Here is a 15175-nt window from a genome sequence, read left to right as displayed (position 1 = left end):
CGCCGACACCGCTTTGCTGTCGGCCGTGTCCACGTCGGTGTCGTTCGTCAAGACGTTGCCGGTCGCGTTGCTGCCAGCGCCGGTGCCGGCTTCGACGGCGATGCCGCTGTCGGCCACGGCCACCGGGCCGTCGTTGGTCCCGGTGATCGTCACGTTCACCACCCGGTCTACCGTGCCGCCCTGGCCATCGCTCAGGGTCAGCGTGTAACTCTCGACTTTTGTCGCATCCTTGGCAAGGTATTCCATCGCAGAGGCCGCAACGCTGTAGCTCCAGCTGATCGCCCCGCCCACCACGCTGGCCGTCAGCGTGCCCAGCGGCGTGCCGCTGGCCACCACCGTCACGCTGTGCGTGTCGGCCGTGTCGGCGTCGCTAAAGCTGATCGTGCCCGTATCCGTCAAATTGCCCGTCGCCGTCACCAGCTCGGTCACCGCGCCGGTCACGTCCGCCGCCGCCACCACTGGCACGTCGTTGGTCGTCTTGGGCGTAGACGTAGACGTAGACGCGGATGTGGATGTGGGCGTCAACCCCGGGAAATTTTCTCTCGACGTACGATCAACAGCTATCTCATCACCAATATCAGGAACGCCAGCGGTGTTGGTAGAACGTCCGCCGCCTGTAGGCGAATACTCAACGGAATGCCGCTCGAGAGAAGTGTATTCATAGGTCAATGGAGCAAGTGCCTCAGCTATCCGTATTAGCCGCACAAAGCTATTACCATCATCTGGCCGGATGCTGTTGCCACTGACGCTAGGCGCAGACCCGACTCCTGAGGATGTTTCCTGCAAAAGCCTGTCAAGGCTACTTCCCTCGCTTATCGCATTGATAATGCTTGTGAGCTCTCCAATCTGCGGCAGAAGAGCGCCACTATTGCCATCGGGCAATAAGTTATCGAACACCGTCGAATCTAGCGTGACTGTTTCTTTGGAACGAAGAAGAAACTTACCCCCTTGATCAAACGCCAGCTCCACGCGCCCGCCAGTGGCCGTAACGAGAACTTCACCTTCAAACACCGGATCACCAAACCGGAGTTGGCGCTGTACCCCCTCTTTGTTTTGAGCAAAGGCAACGCCTTCAATCACGACCACATTACCGACAACTTTGGTTTCGTTAGCCATTGAAAATCCAGACGGAGTTACCACACTGGCTTCAATGTACCTCGGTTATCCAGTCAGAGAAACTGTACTGAGGTACTAGGAGCGGCACTCAGCCACGCCTATTGACTATGAGTGATAGCTGAAGACGGTCTCGAACCTGGAGTTTTTCAAGGATAGCGCCAACATGAGCTTTGACGGTTCGATCTGTAATACCCAACGCCCTTGCGATTTCCTTGTTGCTAGCGCCTCCAGCAAGCGTTCTGGCGACCTGTTCCTCCCGATCTGTCAGAGTTTTTGACCAAGTTTCGTTCTTTTCTGTCGCAGCAGTAGAAGAAAGCGCTTGAAGTCGGCTGGTGGCACTGACCAGCCTTTGCATTAGTGACTCGCCAATCCAGAGCCCGCCTTGGAGCACAACTGCGGCTATTTGGATTAGCATTTGCGCCGCAGCATGCGTGTTGCAATAGCCTCTAGCACCAGCAGCAAAGGCGGCGAGAGCCTCCTCATCAGTGGGCCGATCACTCAATACCACGCAGGGAATCAGCCTCAATTTCGGTGCCAGTCGTTCAATTTGCATGGCCACAGGCAACTCCGGCTCCAAACGCAACCAAATGATATCGACGACGTCGAACTTCGCACCCACTCTTGTTGTGTGTATTTTTCCAGCCCGCCCCTCCTGAAATGCTTCACTCCAGCGAGGGAGCATGCGGCCATGCGAGCAAAGAAACAAATGCACAAACTCCTGATTTCCCACTGATGTCTCGATCTAGCGCTCGGTAAAGGCTGCCTGCTTCGCCTTTAAAACAGGTTTTAGGATATACGACAGAATCGATTTTTGCCCAGTAATAATATCTACTTCCGCCACCATTCCTGGGATTATGGGAAGGCCCTCGCCCAGCTTGGATTTTTCAGTGCGGACACGTACCGTATAGAAGGTGTTACCGCGCTCATCAGTTACAGAGTCGGCACCAATGAATTCCAGCTTAGCCTCAAGACCACCATAAATGGAGAAGTCATACGCCGTAAATTTCACCAAGGCTCGATCTCCGGGGCGCAAGAAGGCAATGTCTTTCGGTAAAACTTTTGCCTCCAAAAGCAAGTTCTCTTCGAGAGGCACAATCTCAATGATGTCCCTTCCAGGCTGAACCACGCCGCCTACGGTATTGACCAAAAGACGCTTCACCGTCCCCCTAACGGGCGACCTCAAAGAAGACTTATCCACCTTGTCAGCAAGTCCAACACCGCTAGCTGAACTGACGTTGAGTTTTGCCAGCGTCTCCGATAATTCTTTACGCGCCTCACTTTGGAAGTTCAAAGTAATTTCTTGAATCTTGCGCGAAGCCTCAACAATGGCTGATTGTGTTTTTGATATTTGGGCGGACGCCATCTCACGCTCCCCCAAGAAACGCCCTGTTTCACGCTCTAGTCTCAATAGCTCAACTTCCGATACCGCCCCATCTTTCAACAATGGCCGTGTATATCCCAATTCCTTGGCCGTCAAATCGTACGCACGGGAAGCCTGCTCTCGCTTGGCGCGCATCTCAACAAGCTCTTGCTGGCGCTGGGCTAGCTGCTGCTGTGCAATTGACAACTGCGCATTCAATGTCGAAGTACTTGCCTCGTAAGCCCGCAACTCCTCTTCAACCGTCTTCGGAGCATCAGCAACCGCTTCAGGCGGCGGTACAAAAGGCACGCCCTCAGCAAGGGCCCGCACCCGTGCCGCCCTGGCCAGCAGCGCCAGATACTGAACACGATTTTCCTTAACGGAAGAATCAAAACGTGTGGTGTCGATATTCACCAAAATCTGTCCAGGTTCAACAACTTGTCCCTCCTGAACCAGAATCTCAGAAACCACACCCCCATCCAAACTTTGCATGATCTGCAACTGTTTAGACGGAATGACTTTGCCTTCGCCTTTTGTAATTTCGTCGATTTCTGACAGCCCTGCCCACAAAATCGCTAGAACAAGAACAATACCAAGACTATTGACAAGTAAACGAGCACGCAATGGCTCCTGATCCAATATGGCGCGATCCGCGTCCCCACTAAACCCAGCATCCATCCGTCCGTCGTCTTGGCGCCATGACGCGAGCGTACGATCCAGTCGAGGCTGCAAAGTCCGCCTAATTGCCTCCAAAATCGCGACTAGAGGACGGGCCCAGGTTATCCAGCGAGGCTTCATGAGGCTTTTCCAATGCGCCCTGCCTTCAGCGCCTCGATAACCTGCTCATAGGGTCCATCGGCAACAATTCGGCCCTCGTCAATCACAATGATCCGATCCGCCAAGTCCAGTAGCGTATTTCGGTGTGTCACCACAATCATCGTCTTGTGCTTTGCATAGCTACGCAACCGCTCTTTAAACTGCGCTTCGGAAGAAAAATCCATGGCCCCCGTTGGCTCATCCAGCAACAGAACAGGCGGCTCAAGCAAAGCCGCCCTGGCAATAGCTACCCCTTGGCGCTGCCCCCCCGACAACGATTCTCCCCGTTCGCCGATGATCATGTCAAAGCCCTGAGGGTGGCGATTCGCAAATTCAATCAAACCACCGACTTCGGCAGCTGCGAGAATGGCACCGTCATCAGCATAGGGCGCCGCAATAGCGATGTTGTCGCGCAGGGTCCCATAGAAGAGCATGGCGTCTTGCTCAACATAACCGACGTTACGGCGCAAGTCAGCAGGATCAAGCTGCCTAAGGTCAATCCCATCCATAGTGATGGCACCTTCAGTCGGGGTATAAAGTCCGAGCACCAGCCTTTGCAGGGTAGTTTTTCCCGAGCCGACCCGGCCGATCACGACCACATTCTCACCAGGCTTTATTCTGAAAGAAACGCCCCGCAATGCCTCCTGCGTTCGCCCTGGATAACTGAAGTGCACATTGTCAAATACAATTTCCCCTGCCAAATCAGGCCGGTGAACAAAATTCGTTTCGCCAGAACGCTCTCCAGGTTTTTTCATAGTGTCCTCAAGCGAGGACAATGCTGTTCTGGCATTCTGATATTGCATCAGCAGCGCGACAATTTGCCCCAAAGGCGCCATGGCTCGTCCTGACAGCATGGTCGCAGCCACCAGCCCTCCCATGGTCAACATACCTGCGTGAATCAAATAAACGCCGGCGACGATTATCGTAATATTGACCAGTTGCTGGAGGGTTGAAACACCATTAATCACAGATGATGACAACAAACGTAGCTGAGCGCTAACTCGAGCCAAGAAGGACGCAGTGTCTTCAAGTTTAGATTGCATCTGACTTTCTGCACCGTGGGCCTTGATGGCCTCCATGGCCGTGAGCGTCTCCACGAGAGTTGCGTTTCGCATCGCAGCGGCTCTGAACGTGGTTTCTGACAGCTCGTGCATTTTGTGCTGGACGATGTAGCTGTAGATAACCACCAAAATAACACCGATAAGCGGAGGGATCACAAGAGGCCAGGAAATCCAGCCGAGCACAAAGAAAAAGAGGAGACCAAATGGCAGGTCCACAACCGCAGTAACCGTGGCTGACGCGATGAAGTCTCGCACTGACTCAAAGGAGCGCAGGGTAGCAGCATACGAACCGACAGAGGCAGGCCGCTCTGATAGCCGCATTCCCAGTACCCGCTCCATGATCAGAGTAGAAAGCTTGAGATCAATGCGCGAGCCGGCCAAGTCCACAAAGTATCCTCGCATAACGCGAAGGAAGTAATCAATCACAAGTACGAGCAACAACCCGAATGCCAGCATCCAAAGGGTCTCTACCGCAAAGTTAGGTACTACGCGGTCATAAATATTCATCGAAAACAGCGGCACCGCTAGCGCGAACAAATTTATGAGCAGCGCTGCGGCCAGAATGTCCCGGTAAAGCGGAATCTGATCGCGAAAAGCGCCCCAGAACCAGTGACGCTGAGAGGTAGTAGAAAGTTCGGGCGTCCGCTGGTCGAACCGGAAATTCGGTCGCGAAAATATCGCGATGCCTACATACCGGCCAAGCAACTCTTCGCGCCGAAGAACCACCACGCCTTGTCCCGCCTCGGGGAAAAGCAGATTTGCCACCTCCCCCTTTTCATCCCATCCCAATAAAAGGCACGCTCCATCGCCCTCCAAAAGAAGGACCACCGGCAACAAGGCCGCATCTATTTTTTCAAGCGGTCGCCGTAATATTTTGCATGACAAACCAGCACGCGCGGCAGCCCGAGCGAACAACGTTGGCGGCAACCCTGACTTGGGTAGCGGAAGGCCAGCAGATAAAGCGGCACGAGTGCTGGGTCGACCATGTATGCGGGTCAATTCCACCAAGCAATCAAGCAATGGATCGTGATGAAGTAAGTCCTCTCGCAAGCCTTGAGCCAAATGACTTGCTTCGCTTTTGGCACTTGCTTGAAACGGCACGTTCATATCACTCATTGTTATTGATCTTAAGGATTGGCTAACCTAAAATTAGAAGCCTCCTTAGGGCGTAATTAATTTTAATTTAATCAAGCACTTGCCACAATATTTTGAAGTCATGTATCCCGATTTATTGCTTTTTCACCACTCCAGTGACAGTCAAATATTAAACCACTTGCCCTCACCGCAAGCGCTGATGATTGATAAATCGAACCCAAAAGCTTTAGGATTAGCAGCAAAACAGGAAGCCCGCATAATGGGCAGCCTATGGAGTACGGACAACAGGGGCAAGGTCACTAAAACAAAGTCACAACTTGAGCAGAAATGCCAAATGAAAACTAAAACGCCCACATGGAAGCGGGCGTTTTATTGTCGGCAGTTCCGACATAGGCATTTGGTTGCGCGGGCAAGATTTGAACTTACGACCTTTGGGTTATGAGCCCAACGAGCTACCAGGCTGCTCCACCGCGCGATAAGTTTTAATTGTACTCTATTCTGCTTTCGCAGTGTCGGTATTTTTGTCTTCAACTACTTCTGGCCGATCCACGAGCTCAACCAAAGCCATGGGCGCGTTGTCACCCACGCGAAATCCCATTTTCAGAATGCGTGTATATCCGCCAGGACGGGCCTTGTAGCGAGGGCCGAGTTCGGCAAACAGCTTCACAACCATGTCCCGATCACGCAGACGATCAAAAGCAAGTCGCTTGTTCGCGAGGGTAGGCTCTTTGGCCAAAGTGATCATCGGCTCCACCACCCGGCGCAGCTCTTTTGCCTTGGGTAATGTTGTTTTGATCACTTCATGTTGAATCAAAGAATTCATCATGTTGCGAAGCATGGCCAGCCTGTGAGAGCTGGTCCGGTTAAGTTTACGAAGTCCGTGTCCGTGGCGCATGGTGCTTTCCTTTCATTTATATTTCGGCCAGCCGTATCAGGTACTGCCCGTGCACTGCACCTCTCAATGAGAGGCTATGTTTAATTAACGCTTATCGAGTCCCGCTGGTGGCCAGCTTTCCAAACGCATACCGAGGGTCAGGCCGCGCGATGCCAGTACCTCCTTGATTTCATTCAACGATTTGCGCCCCAGATTCGGCGTTTTGAGAAGCTCGTTCTCCGTGCGCTGAATCAGATCGCCAATGTAGTAAATGTTTTCTGCCTTCAAACAGTTGGCAGAACGCACCGTGAGTTCCAGTTCGTCAACGGGACGCAGCAAGATAGGATCAAACTGCTGCGAACTGCGCTGAACTGGCGCGTCAAACGCTGCAAGTTCGTTACCTTCGAGCTGTGCAAATACTGCAAGTTGCTCTACCAGGATTTTGGCCGATGCACGAACCGCATCCTCAGCAGTCACCGCGCCGTTTGTCTCAATCTCCAGGACTAGCTTGTCCAGGTCTGTCCTTTGCTCGACGCGGGCACTTTCGACTGTATAACTCACACGCTTGACGGGCGAGAAAGATGCATCAAGGACAATTCGGCCGATCGACTTGGTCGACTCGTCACCATAGCGGCGCATGGTGCCTGGGACATAACCACGACCGTTTTCAACCTTGATCTGCATATCGATCTTGCCGCCGTGCGACAAATTAACGATGACATGTTCAGGATTGATAATTTCTACGTCGTGTGGCGTCTGAATGTCAGCGGCAGTAACAGGGCCTTCCCCATCTTTACGCAAGCTCAGCGTAACCTCATCACGATTGTGAAGCTTGAAGACTACGCCCTTGAGGTTCAGGAGAATATTGACAACATCTTCCTGAACACCGTCAATGGATGAGTATTCGTGCAGAACGCCTGCAATAGTGACTTCCGTGGCGGCGTGTCCAACCATGGATGACAGCAAGACGCGACGCAGCGCATTACCAAGCGTATGACCATAGCCGCGCTCAAACGGCTCCAAGGTCACTTTAGCGCGATTGGCGGCAAGCTGCTCGACGTTGATGGTTTTTGGTTTAAGTAGATTTGTTTGCATGCATTCTTCCTCTCAATGCCCTCGGCTCGTTACACCGATAAGGCCGGGTGAAGCGACCCTGCGATTACAGTGCCCCGTAAACGCAGGAACGAAAATTAACGTGAATACAGTTCGACAATCAACGACTCGTTGACGTCAGCGGCAAACTCGTCGCGATCAGGCACCTTCTTGAAAATGCCTTCACCCTTGTCAATACTGACGTCAACCCATGCCGGCAAACCGACCTGTAGAGCCAACTGCAGCGCTTCCGTCACACGAGTTTGCTTCTTGGACTTGTCGCGCACAGCAATCACATCACCCATCTTGACCATGCAAGACGGAATATTGACCGAGCTACCATTGACGGTAATGGCCTTGTGCGACACTAGCTGGCGAGCTTCGGCGCGCGTGGAACCAAAGCCCATGCGATAAACGACGTTGTCAAGCCGTGACTCCAGGATGAACAACAGGTTGGCACCCGTATTGCCCTTGCGACGATCAGCCTCTTCGAAATAGCGGCGGAACTGTTTTTCAAGAACGCCATACATACGCTTAACTTTTTGCTTCTCGCGTAGCTGGAGGCCAAAATCCGATGTGCGCGTGCCTGAAGTTCGGCCGTGTTGCCCAGGCTTCGAGTCAAACTTTGCCTTGTCACCGATCGCGCGTCGAGCGCTCTTCAGGAACAAGTCTGTACCTTCACGACGGGATAGTTTGGCCTTGGGGCCGAGATAACGTGCCACTTGAATTCCTTATGTCATCTGCTGCAATAGATTGCAGGAGCCTTCGGCGTAAACCTAACGGCGGTGGGCTTTGATAAAAATGTTTTCAGCACCTGGAGAGGCCATGCCCTCCAGCTCCGACAACTCAACTTAAATACGGCGACGCTTCTGAGGACGGCAACCGTTGTGGGGAACTGGCGTCACGTCGGCAATCGAATTGATCCGGATGCCAAGCGCTGCAAGAGCCCTAACAGAAGATTCGCGTCCTGGGCCAGGACCTTTGATTTCAACATCAAGATTCTTGATGCCTTGTTCAATAGCGGCGCGGCCAGCGACCTCTGAAGCAACCTGGGCTGCAAAAGGCGTCGATTTGCGCGATCCTTTAAAACCCTGACCGCCAGAAGAAGCCCAAGACAATGCATTGCCCTGACGATCTGTGATTGTAATGATGGTGTTGTTAAAGGACGCATGAACGTGGGCGACACCGTCGGCAACATTTTTACGTACTTTTTTGCGAACGCGTTGTGCTGCGTTACTGCTGGGGGCTTTTGCCATAACTACCTCTTACTCAATTATTTCTTCAAGGACGCGGCGGCCTTGCGTGGGCCCTTGCGGGTGCGTGCGTTGGTACGCGTGCGCTGACCGCGCATGGGCAAGCCACGACGGTGACGAAAACCACGGTAGCAACCGATATCCATCAGGCGCTTGATATTCATCGTGGTTTCACGACGCAGGTCACCTTCAATGGTGAATTGCGCGATCTGATCGCGAATTTTCTCAAGATCACCGTCTGAGAGGTCTTTGACCTTCTTGGAATACGCAATGTCACATGCTTCGCAAATCTTGCGGGCACGAGTGCGGCCGATGCCGAAAATAGCAGTCAAGCCGATTTCGGCATGCTGCTGAGGCGGAATATTGATACCAGCTATACGAGCCATGTGCGTCCTCTAAAACTCTTGAAATCAGCCTTGGCGCTGCTTGTGACGTGGGTCCGCGCAGATCACGCGTACAACGCCCTTGCGACGGATAATTTTACAGTTGCGGCAAATTTTCTTAACCGAAGCTGAAACTCTCATTTATTTCTCCTAGACTTCTGAACTGCGCTTACTTGGCGCGAAACACGATGCGTGCCCGCGACAAATCGTAGGGCGTTAACTCAACCGTTACCTTGTCACCAGGAAGAATGCGTATGTAATGCATGCGCATTTTTCCTGAAATATGACCCAAAACGACATGACCATTTTCCAGCTTCACGCGAAATGTCGCGTTGGGCAGATTCTCCACGACCTCCCCCTGCATCTGGATGACATCATCTTTCGACATCGATCAACCACCAGGTGAGGTCTTAAAATTTGCTTTCTTCAACAGAGATTCGTACTGTTGCGACATCATGTAGTTCTGTACTTGCGCCATGAAATCCATGGTCACAACTACAATAATAAGTAAGGAAGTACCGCCAAAATAGAACGGGACGTTGTACTTCAAAATCAAAAACTCCGGCAACAGGCACACAAAGGTAATATAAATGGCACCGGCCAGCGTCAAACGCACCAAGATTTTGTCAATGTAGCGCGCCGTCTGATCACCTGGACGTATGCCAGGAATAAATGCGCCACTTTTCTTCAGGTTGTCCGCTGTTTCTCGGCTGTTGAAGACGAGCGCGGTGTAAAAGAAACAGAAAAATATGATCGCACTCGCATACAACAATACATAGATTGGCTGGCCCGGCGTCAGCGTCCCCGCAATATCCTTCAACCAACGCATGTCCTCACCAGCACTGAACCAGCCGACAACAGTCGCAGGCAACAGAATGATCGAGGACGCGAAAATGGGAGGAATCACGCCAGCCATGTTGAGCTTCAGTGGAAGATGGGAAGACTGCCCGCCATACACCTTGTTCCCGACCTGTCGCCTGGCGTAATTGACCAGAATCTTCCGCTGACCCCGCTCCACAAACACCACAAAATAAGTTACCAGAGCGACTACGATCACAATCACGATGGCAACCAGAATGCTCATGGCACCGGTGCGCACCAATTCAAGCAGCCCGCCCAATGCACTTGGCAACCCAGCTGCAATACCCGCAAAAATGATGATGGAAATCCCATTGCCCAAACCACGTTCAGTAATCTGTTCCCCAAGCCACATCAAGAACATGGTCCCGGCAGTCAGACTTACTACCGCAGTCATCCTAAAACCAAAGCCCGGCGCCAGCACCAGACCCGGCGAGCTTTCCAGCGCAATCGCAATACCCATGGACTGGAACAGCGCGAGACCCAGAGTCCCGTAACGGGTGTACTGGGTAATCTTCCTGCGGCCAGCCTCGCCTTCCTTTTTCATCTGCTCGAATGTCGGCACGACATAAGTGAGCAGCTGCATGATGATCGACGCCGAAATGTACGGCATGATTCCCAGCGCAAACACCGTGAACCGCGACAAGGCGCCACCGGAAAACATATTGAACAAGCTCAATATGCCCCCTTGCTGGCCTTGAAAAAGTTGCTGCAATTGGGAGGGATCAATGCCCGGCACTGGAATATGAGCGCCCACACGGTAAACCACCAGCGCTAGCAGTAAAAATACAAGCCTGTTGCGCAGATCACCGAACTTGCCGGTTTTTGCAATTTGTGCAGAGCTGGTTGCCACTGATCGTTATCCGTGTAAAAGTTTTAAGCGATCACGCCGCCAGCGGCTTCGATCACAGTTTTGGCACCCGCAGTCGCGACTATGCCATTTAGTTTGACTGCCTTCGTGAGGGCGCCAGACTTGATGACCTTGACGTTCTTCACGAGCTGACCCACGAGGCCCGCCGTTTTGAGCGTCAGCAAGTCGACTTCGGCCAGGCCGAGTTGCTCCAGGGCAGTCAGTGTGACTTCGGCATTGAACTTGAGCAGTAGCGATTTGAAGCCGCGCTTTGGCAAGCGGCGCTGCAGAGGCATCTGCCCGCCTTCAAAACCCACCTTGTGATAACCACCTGCGCGGGATTTCTGGCCTTTATGGCCGCGACCGGCTGTTTTGCCTAGCCCCGAACCGATGCCGCGACCGACACGGCGTTTGGCATGTTTTGCGCCTTCGGCAGGCTTGATTCCATTTAATTCCATCATAAGCTCCGCTTACAGCACCTTGACCAGGTAGCTGATCTTGTTGATCATGCCGCGCACCGCGGGCGTGTCCTGCAGCTCGCTCTTGCTATTGATGCCGCGAAGCCCCAGGCCGCGCACGGTAGCGCGATGGGATTCCTTGGTGCCAATCGGGCTGCGAACCAGGGTCACCGTGAGTTTTTTCTCTGTCGTCATTGGTACCGCCTTAGCCGAAGATGTCTTCGACTGATTTGCCACGCTTGGCCGCGATGTCCGAAGCGGTGGTGGAGTTGTTCAACGCGTCCATCGTTGCGCGCACCATGTTGTAAGGGTTGCTGGAGCCGTGGCTTTTTGCCACGATGTCGGTGATGCCCATCACTTCAAATACAGCACGCATCGGGCCACCGGCAATGATGCCGGTACCTTTGGCAGCCGGCATCATCATGACGTTGGCAGCACCGTGGTGGCCAAAAACGTTGTGATGAATGGTGCCGTTCTTTAACGAAACCTTGGTCATGTTGCGACGGGCTTCTTCCATGGCTTTTTGCACAGCTGCCGGCACTTCTTTCGACTTGCCCTTGCCCATGCCGACGCGACCGTCGCCATCACCCACCACAGTCAACGCGGCAAAACCGAGAATTCGGCCGCCTTTTACAACTTTGGTCACGCGGTTAACCGCGATCATCTTTTCCTTCAGACCATCGTCTGGAGCGTCGTTTTGTGATTTTGCTTGAAATTTAGCCATACTTAATTCCAGTCTGCTTAGAACTGCAAGCCAGCTTCGCGAGCCGCATCAGCCAGCGCTTTAACGCGGCCATGGTACGCAAAGCCAGCGCGGTCAAACGCTACTTTTTCCACACCTGCCGCTTTTGCCTTTTCAGCAATGCGCTTGCCAATGGCCTGCGCAGCAGCAACGTTTGCACCTTTGCCCGAAGCGCCGAGATCCTTGCGGACTTCGACTTCTGCGGTCGAGGCAGATGCCAGGATTTTGGTGCCGTCGCCAGAAATAACACTGGCGTAAATATGCAAATTGGTGCGATTCACAGTCAGACGGGCAACACCTTGCGTCGCAATGCGGATACGGGTCTGGCGTGAACGACGAAGGCGCTGCTCTTTTTTGGTCAACATGGTGCAGCTCCTTATTTCTTCTTGGTTTCTTTGATCGTGATCTTCTCATCCGCATAACGGATGCCCTTGCCCTTGTAAGGCTCGGGGGGACGAACCGCGCGAACTTCGGCGGCAATCTGGCCGACGCGTTGACGATCCGCACCCTTGATCACCACCTCGGTGGGCGTAGGCGTTGCAACCTGGATACCCGCAGGCATATCCATCACCACCGGGTGCGAATAACCGACGGTCAGATTCAACTTGGCACCCTGCGCCTGGGCCTTGTAACCCACGCCAACAAGGCTAAGCTTTTTCTCAAAGCCCTTGGTCACACCCGTCACCATGTTGTTCACGAGCTGACGCATCGTGCCGCTCATGGCATTGGCTTCGCGCGAGTCATTGGCCGGCACAAAAGTCAACCGGCCAGCATCGTTTTTGATGGTTACCAAAGCATTTTGCGTCAGGCCCAAGGCACCGAGGGCACCCTTAACGTTGATCTGGTCGTCTTTCATCGCCACGTCCACGCCCTGGGGCACGACAACCGGCATTTTTCCTACACGAGACATTTCAGTTACTCCTCAATGTCGCCGTTAAGCCACGTAGCAGAGCACTTCACCACCGATACCGGTAGCGCGCGCTTTGCGATCAGTCATCACGCCTTGGGGCGTTGTGACAATGGCGACACCCAGTCCGTTCATGACCTGGGGGATGGCGCCGTGGCCTTTGTAAACGCGAAGACCGGGGCGGCTGACACGCTCAATGCGCTCAATCACCGGACGTCCCGCGTAATACTTCAGGGCGATTTCCAACTGGGGCTTGCCATCGTCGGTCTTGACAGAGAAGCCATCGATGTAGCCCTCGTCTTTCAAAACCTGCGCAATAGCGACTTTGACTTTTGAAGACGGCACCAGCACAACGGCTTTTTCAACCATTTGTGCATTGCGGATGCGCGTCAACATGTCGGCAATAGGATCACTCATGCTCATTTTGTAGTTCTCCTATGCTTACCAGCTTGCCTTGGTGATACCAGGGATATCACCAGCAAAAGCCAACTCACGAATCTTGGCGCGAGCCAAGCCGAATTGACGGAATGTGCCGCGCGGGCGACCCGTAATGGCACAGCGGTTGCGCTGGCGCGTCGGGTTCGCATTGCGAGGCAGCTTTTGCAACTCCAGACGGGCCAGGGCGCGCTCTTCACCGGAGCGCTTGGCGTCATTGGACGTTGCTTTAAGTTCTGCGTATTTCTTGGCGAACTTGGCGGCGAGTTTCTCGCGCTTCAGTTCACGTTGCAATAAAGCCTGTTTTGCCATGTCCGCCTCAGTTCTTGAACGGAAAACGGAAGCCGGTGAGGAGCGCCTTGCACTCTTCGTCGGTCTTAGCCGTGGTGGTGATGCTGATATTGAGACCGCGCAAGGCGTCAACCTTGTCGTACTCTATCTCAGGGAAAATGATCTGCTCTTTCACGCCGATGTTGTAGTTGCCACGGCCATCAAAGGCCCGACCGGAGATCCCCCGGAAGTCGCGGACGCGGGGCAGAGCCACCGTCACGAAACGATCAAGGAACTCATACATCTGCACGCCACGCAGCGTGACCATGCAGCCAATGGGAAGGTCTTCACGGATTTTGAAACCGGCGATAGCCTTCTTGGCCTTGGTAACCACCGGCTTTTGCCCGGCGATTTTGGTCATGTCACTGACTGCGTGATCCATCACCTTCTTGTCGGCCACCGCCTCACTCACGCCCATGTTGAGCGTAATCTTGGTGATGCGGGGCACCTGCATCGGCGAGGTGTAGCCGAACTTTTCAATCAGCGCGGGTGCGATTTTTTCGCGGAATTGCTGTTGTAAGCGTGCCATTTTATGCAGCCTTAATTTCTTCGCCGCTGGACTTGAAGACGCGCATTTTTTTGCCGTCATCCAGAAGCTTGATGCCAACACGATCCGCCTTACCCGTCGCCGCGTTGAAAATCGCGACATTGGATTGGTGAATCGGCATGTTTTTTTCAACGATGCCACCGGTGGTGCCCTTGAGGGGGTTGGGCTTGGTGTGTTTTTTCACCAGATTAATACCCTCAACCAGCACATAGCTGTCATCCTTGCGTAGCGAGATCTTGCCGCGTTTGCCTTTGTCTCGGCCTGCGATGACGATGATTTGATCGCCCTTGCGAATCTTGTTCATGACGTGTCCTTACAGAACTTCAGGAGCCAGGGACACGATCTTCATGAACTTTTCGGTGCGCAATTCGCGCGTGACCGGTCCGAAGATGCGGGTGCCGATAGGCTCCAGCTTGGCGTTGAGCAACACAGCTGCGTTGCCATCGAATTTGACGAGCGAGCCATCACCGCGGCGGATACCCTTGGCGGTGCGAACGACCACAGCACTGTAAACCTCGCCTTTTTTGACGCGGCCACGCGGAGCGGCTTCTTTGATACTCACCTTGATGACATCACCAACGCTGGCGTACCGGCGCTTGGATCCGCCCAGTACCTTGATGCACATCACGGATTTGGCACCCGTGTTGTCAGCAACATCGAGTTTGGATTGCGTTTGAATCATTTAAATTAGTCCCAACTTGCACCGGCGCCTTTTCCCTTGCGGGAAGACTTGCCAGTCAGTCTTGGGCCCGTCGTCCACATCGCAAACCACTTGCAATGCTTCCGTTAGGCAGAATTCTCAGCTTTTTACAGCGAAGCCCACGATTATGAGCAAATTGCGCGATCTTGTCAACACCTAGCCTTTTCCAACGTGGTATGAGCCTGAGCAGAGGCCTGTATTTCCAATCAGGAATGAGCCTGAAGCCGTAATTTGAGGTGACTTTTGGTGAGTGGGTTGATCATCCCAAGAATGGTGATCAACATGGATGAGTCCCAGC

At 53.4% G+C, this 15175-nt stretch carries 22 protein-coding genes, 1 tRNA gene and 1 pseudogene; all 24 read right to left on the bottom strand.

Annotated features, from left to right (window positions below):
• Positions 1-525 (bottom strand): VCBS domain-containing protein (locus Q8O29_RS12110; RefSeq protein WP_305563114.1); only part of this gene is annotated, 525 nt, incomplete at its 3' end.
• A 189-nt stretch (positions 526-714) separates the two neighbouring features.
• Positions 715-1116, bottom strand: a pseudogene (locus tag Q8O29_RS20380) (retention module-containing protein); the annotation flags it as partial.
• A gap of 88 nt (positions 1117-1204) precedes the next feature.
• Positions 1205-1798 carry a response regulator transcription factor gene (locus Q8O29_RS12100; protein ID WP_305563110.1) on the bottom strand — a complete coding sequence of 198 codons (594 nt, stop codon included), beginning with the start codon at positions 1796-1798 and terminating at the stop codon, positions 1205-1207.
• A 60-nt stretch (positions 1799-1858) separates the two neighbouring features.
• A complete protein-coding gene (locus Q8O29_RS12095; protein ID WP_305563108.1) occupies positions 1859-3274 on the bottom strand; it encodes an HlyD family type I secretion periplasmic adaptor subunit in 1416 nt (471 codons plus the stop codon).
• Positions 3271-5460: a type I secretion system permease/ATPase gene (locus Q8O29_RS12090; protein ID WP_371134226.1), complete on the bottom strand. Its 2190-nt coding sequence runs from the start codon at positions 5458-5460 to the stop codon at positions 3271-3273. Before Q8O29_RS12090 ends, Q8O29_RS12095 begins: the two co-directional genes overlap by 4 nt.
• 386 nt (positions 5461-5846) lie before the next feature.
• A tRNA-Met gene (locus Q8O29_RS12085) sits at positions 5847-5923 on the bottom strand.
• A gap of 18 nt (positions 5924-5941) precedes the next feature.
• Positions 5942-6343 (bottom strand): 50S ribosomal protein L17, encoded by a 402-nt coding sequence (rplQ, locus tag Q8O29_RS12080; RefSeq protein WP_305563104.1) that lies wholly within the window; start codon positions 6341-6343, stop codon positions 5942-5944.
• Positions 6344-6427: 84 nt separating this feature from the next.
• Positions 6428-7417 carry a DNA-directed RNA polymerase subunit alpha gene (gene rpoA, locus Q8O29_RS12075; RefSeq protein WP_077592473.1) on the bottom strand — a complete coding sequence of 330 codons (990 nt, stop codon included), beginning with the start codon at positions 7415-7417 and terminating at the stop codon, positions 6428-6430.
• A 95-nt stretch (positions 7418-7512) separates the two neighbouring features.
• Entirely contained in the window at positions 7513-8136 is a 624-nt protein-coding gene (rpsD, locus tag Q8O29_RS12070) for a 30S ribosomal protein S4 (RefSeq protein ID WP_305563101.1), read from the bottom strand.
• Positions 8137-8265: 129 nt separating this feature from the next.
• Positions 8266-8670: a 30S ribosomal protein S11 gene (gene rpsK / locus Q8O29_RS12065; RefSeq protein WP_077592475.1), complete on the bottom strand. Its 405-nt coding sequence runs from the start codon at positions 8668-8670 to the stop codon at positions 8266-8268.
• A 17-nt stretch (positions 8671-8687) separates the two neighbouring features.
• Entirely contained in the window at positions 8688-9053 is a 366-nt protein-coding gene (rpsM, locus tag Q8O29_RS12060; protein ID WP_188709716.1) for a 30S ribosomal protein S13, read from the bottom strand.
• 24 nt (positions 9054-9077) lie between these two features.
• Positions 9078-9191: a 50S ribosomal protein L36 gene (gene rpmJ / locus Q8O29_RS12055; protein WP_188709717.1), complete on the bottom strand. Its 114-nt coding sequence runs from the start codon at positions 9189-9191 to the stop codon at positions 9078-9080.
• A gap of 28 nt (positions 9192-9219) precedes the next feature.
• Positions 9220-9438: a translation initiation factor IF-1 gene (infA, locus tag Q8O29_RS12050; RefSeq protein ID WP_007869286.1), complete on the bottom strand. Its 219-nt coding sequence runs from the start codon at positions 9436-9438 to the stop codon at positions 9220-9222.
• A gap of 3 nt (positions 9439-9441) precedes the next feature.
• Positions 9442-10761 carry a preprotein translocase subunit SecY gene (gene secY / locus Q8O29_RS12045; protein WP_305563095.1) on the bottom strand — a complete coding sequence of 440 codons (1320 nt, stop codon included), beginning with the start codon at positions 10759-10761 and terminating at the stop codon, positions 9442-9444.
• 23 nt (positions 10762-10784) lie between these two features.
• Positions 10785-11216 (bottom strand): 50S ribosomal protein L15, encoded by a 432-nt coding sequence (rplO, locus tag Q8O29_RS12040; RefSeq protein ID WP_305563093.1) that lies wholly within the window; start codon positions 11214-11216, stop codon positions 10785-10787.
• A 12-nt stretch (positions 11217-11228) separates the two neighbouring features.
• Positions 11229-11411 (bottom strand): 50S ribosomal protein L30, encoded by a 183-nt coding sequence (rpmD, locus tag Q8O29_RS12035; RefSeq protein WP_077592479.1) that lies wholly within the window; start codon positions 11409-11411, stop codon positions 11229-11231.
• 10 nt (positions 11412-11421) lie between these two features.
• Positions 11422-11940, bottom strand: a complete 519-nt coding sequence (gene rpsE, locus Q8O29_RS12030) for a 30S ribosomal protein S5 (protein ID WP_305563090.1) — start codon at positions 11938-11940, stop codon at positions 11422-11424.
• A 17-nt stretch (positions 11941-11957) separates the two neighbouring features.
• Positions 11958-12323, bottom strand: a complete 366-nt coding sequence (gene rplR / locus Q8O29_RS12025; RefSeq protein ID WP_305563088.1) for a 50S ribosomal protein L18 — start codon at positions 12321-12323, stop codon at positions 11958-11960.
• Between the two features lie 11 nt (positions 12324-12334).
• Positions 12335-12868 carry a 50S ribosomal protein L6 gene (rplF, locus tag Q8O29_RS12020; protein ID WP_305563086.1) on the bottom strand — a complete coding sequence of 178 codons (534 nt, stop codon included), beginning with the start codon at positions 12866-12868 and terminating at the stop codon, positions 12335-12337.
• A gap of 24 nt (positions 12869-12892) precedes the next feature.
• Positions 12893-13288, bottom strand: a complete 396-nt coding sequence (rpsH, locus tag Q8O29_RS12015; RefSeq protein ID WP_077592483.1) for a 30S ribosomal protein S8 — start codon at positions 13286-13288, stop codon at positions 12893-12895.
• Between the two features lie 18 nt (positions 13289-13306).
• On the bottom strand, positions 13307-13612 hold the full coding sequence (gene rpsN / locus Q8O29_RS12010; protein WP_305563083.1) for a 30S ribosomal protein S14: 306 nt from the start codon (positions 13610-13612) through the stop codon (positions 13307-13309).
• A 7-nt stretch (positions 13613-13619) separates the two neighbouring features.
• The gene (gene rplE, locus Q8O29_RS12005; protein WP_305563116.1) at positions 13620-14159 is read right to left on the bottom strand and encodes a 50S ribosomal protein L5; all 540 of its coding nucleotides are present in this window, start codon (positions 14157-14159) and stop codon (positions 13620-13622) included.
• Between the two features lies 1 nt (position 14160).
• The gene (gene rplX / locus Q8O29_RS12000; RefSeq protein WP_305563081.1) at positions 14161-14481 is read right to left on the bottom strand and encodes a 50S ribosomal protein L24; all 321 of its coding nucleotides are present in this window, start codon (positions 14479-14481) and stop codon (positions 14161-14163) included.
• Positions 14482-14490: 9 nt separating this feature from the next.
• Positions 14491-14859 carry a 50S ribosomal protein L14 gene (gene rplN / locus Q8O29_RS11995; RefSeq protein WP_007869247.1) on the bottom strand — a complete coding sequence of 123 codons (369 nt, stop codon included), beginning with the start codon at positions 14857-14859 and terminating at the stop codon, positions 14491-14493.
• Positions 14860-15175: the final 316 nt, after the last annotated feature.

Source organism: Polaromonas sp. (assembly GCF_030689685.1).
Lineage (GTDB): Bacteria > Pseudomonadota > Gammaproteobacteria > Burkholderiales > Burkholderiaceae_C > Polaromonas.
The sequence above is the reverse complement of the archived record's forward strand: the minus strand, read 5'-3'. Positions and strand labels throughout refer to the sequence as shown.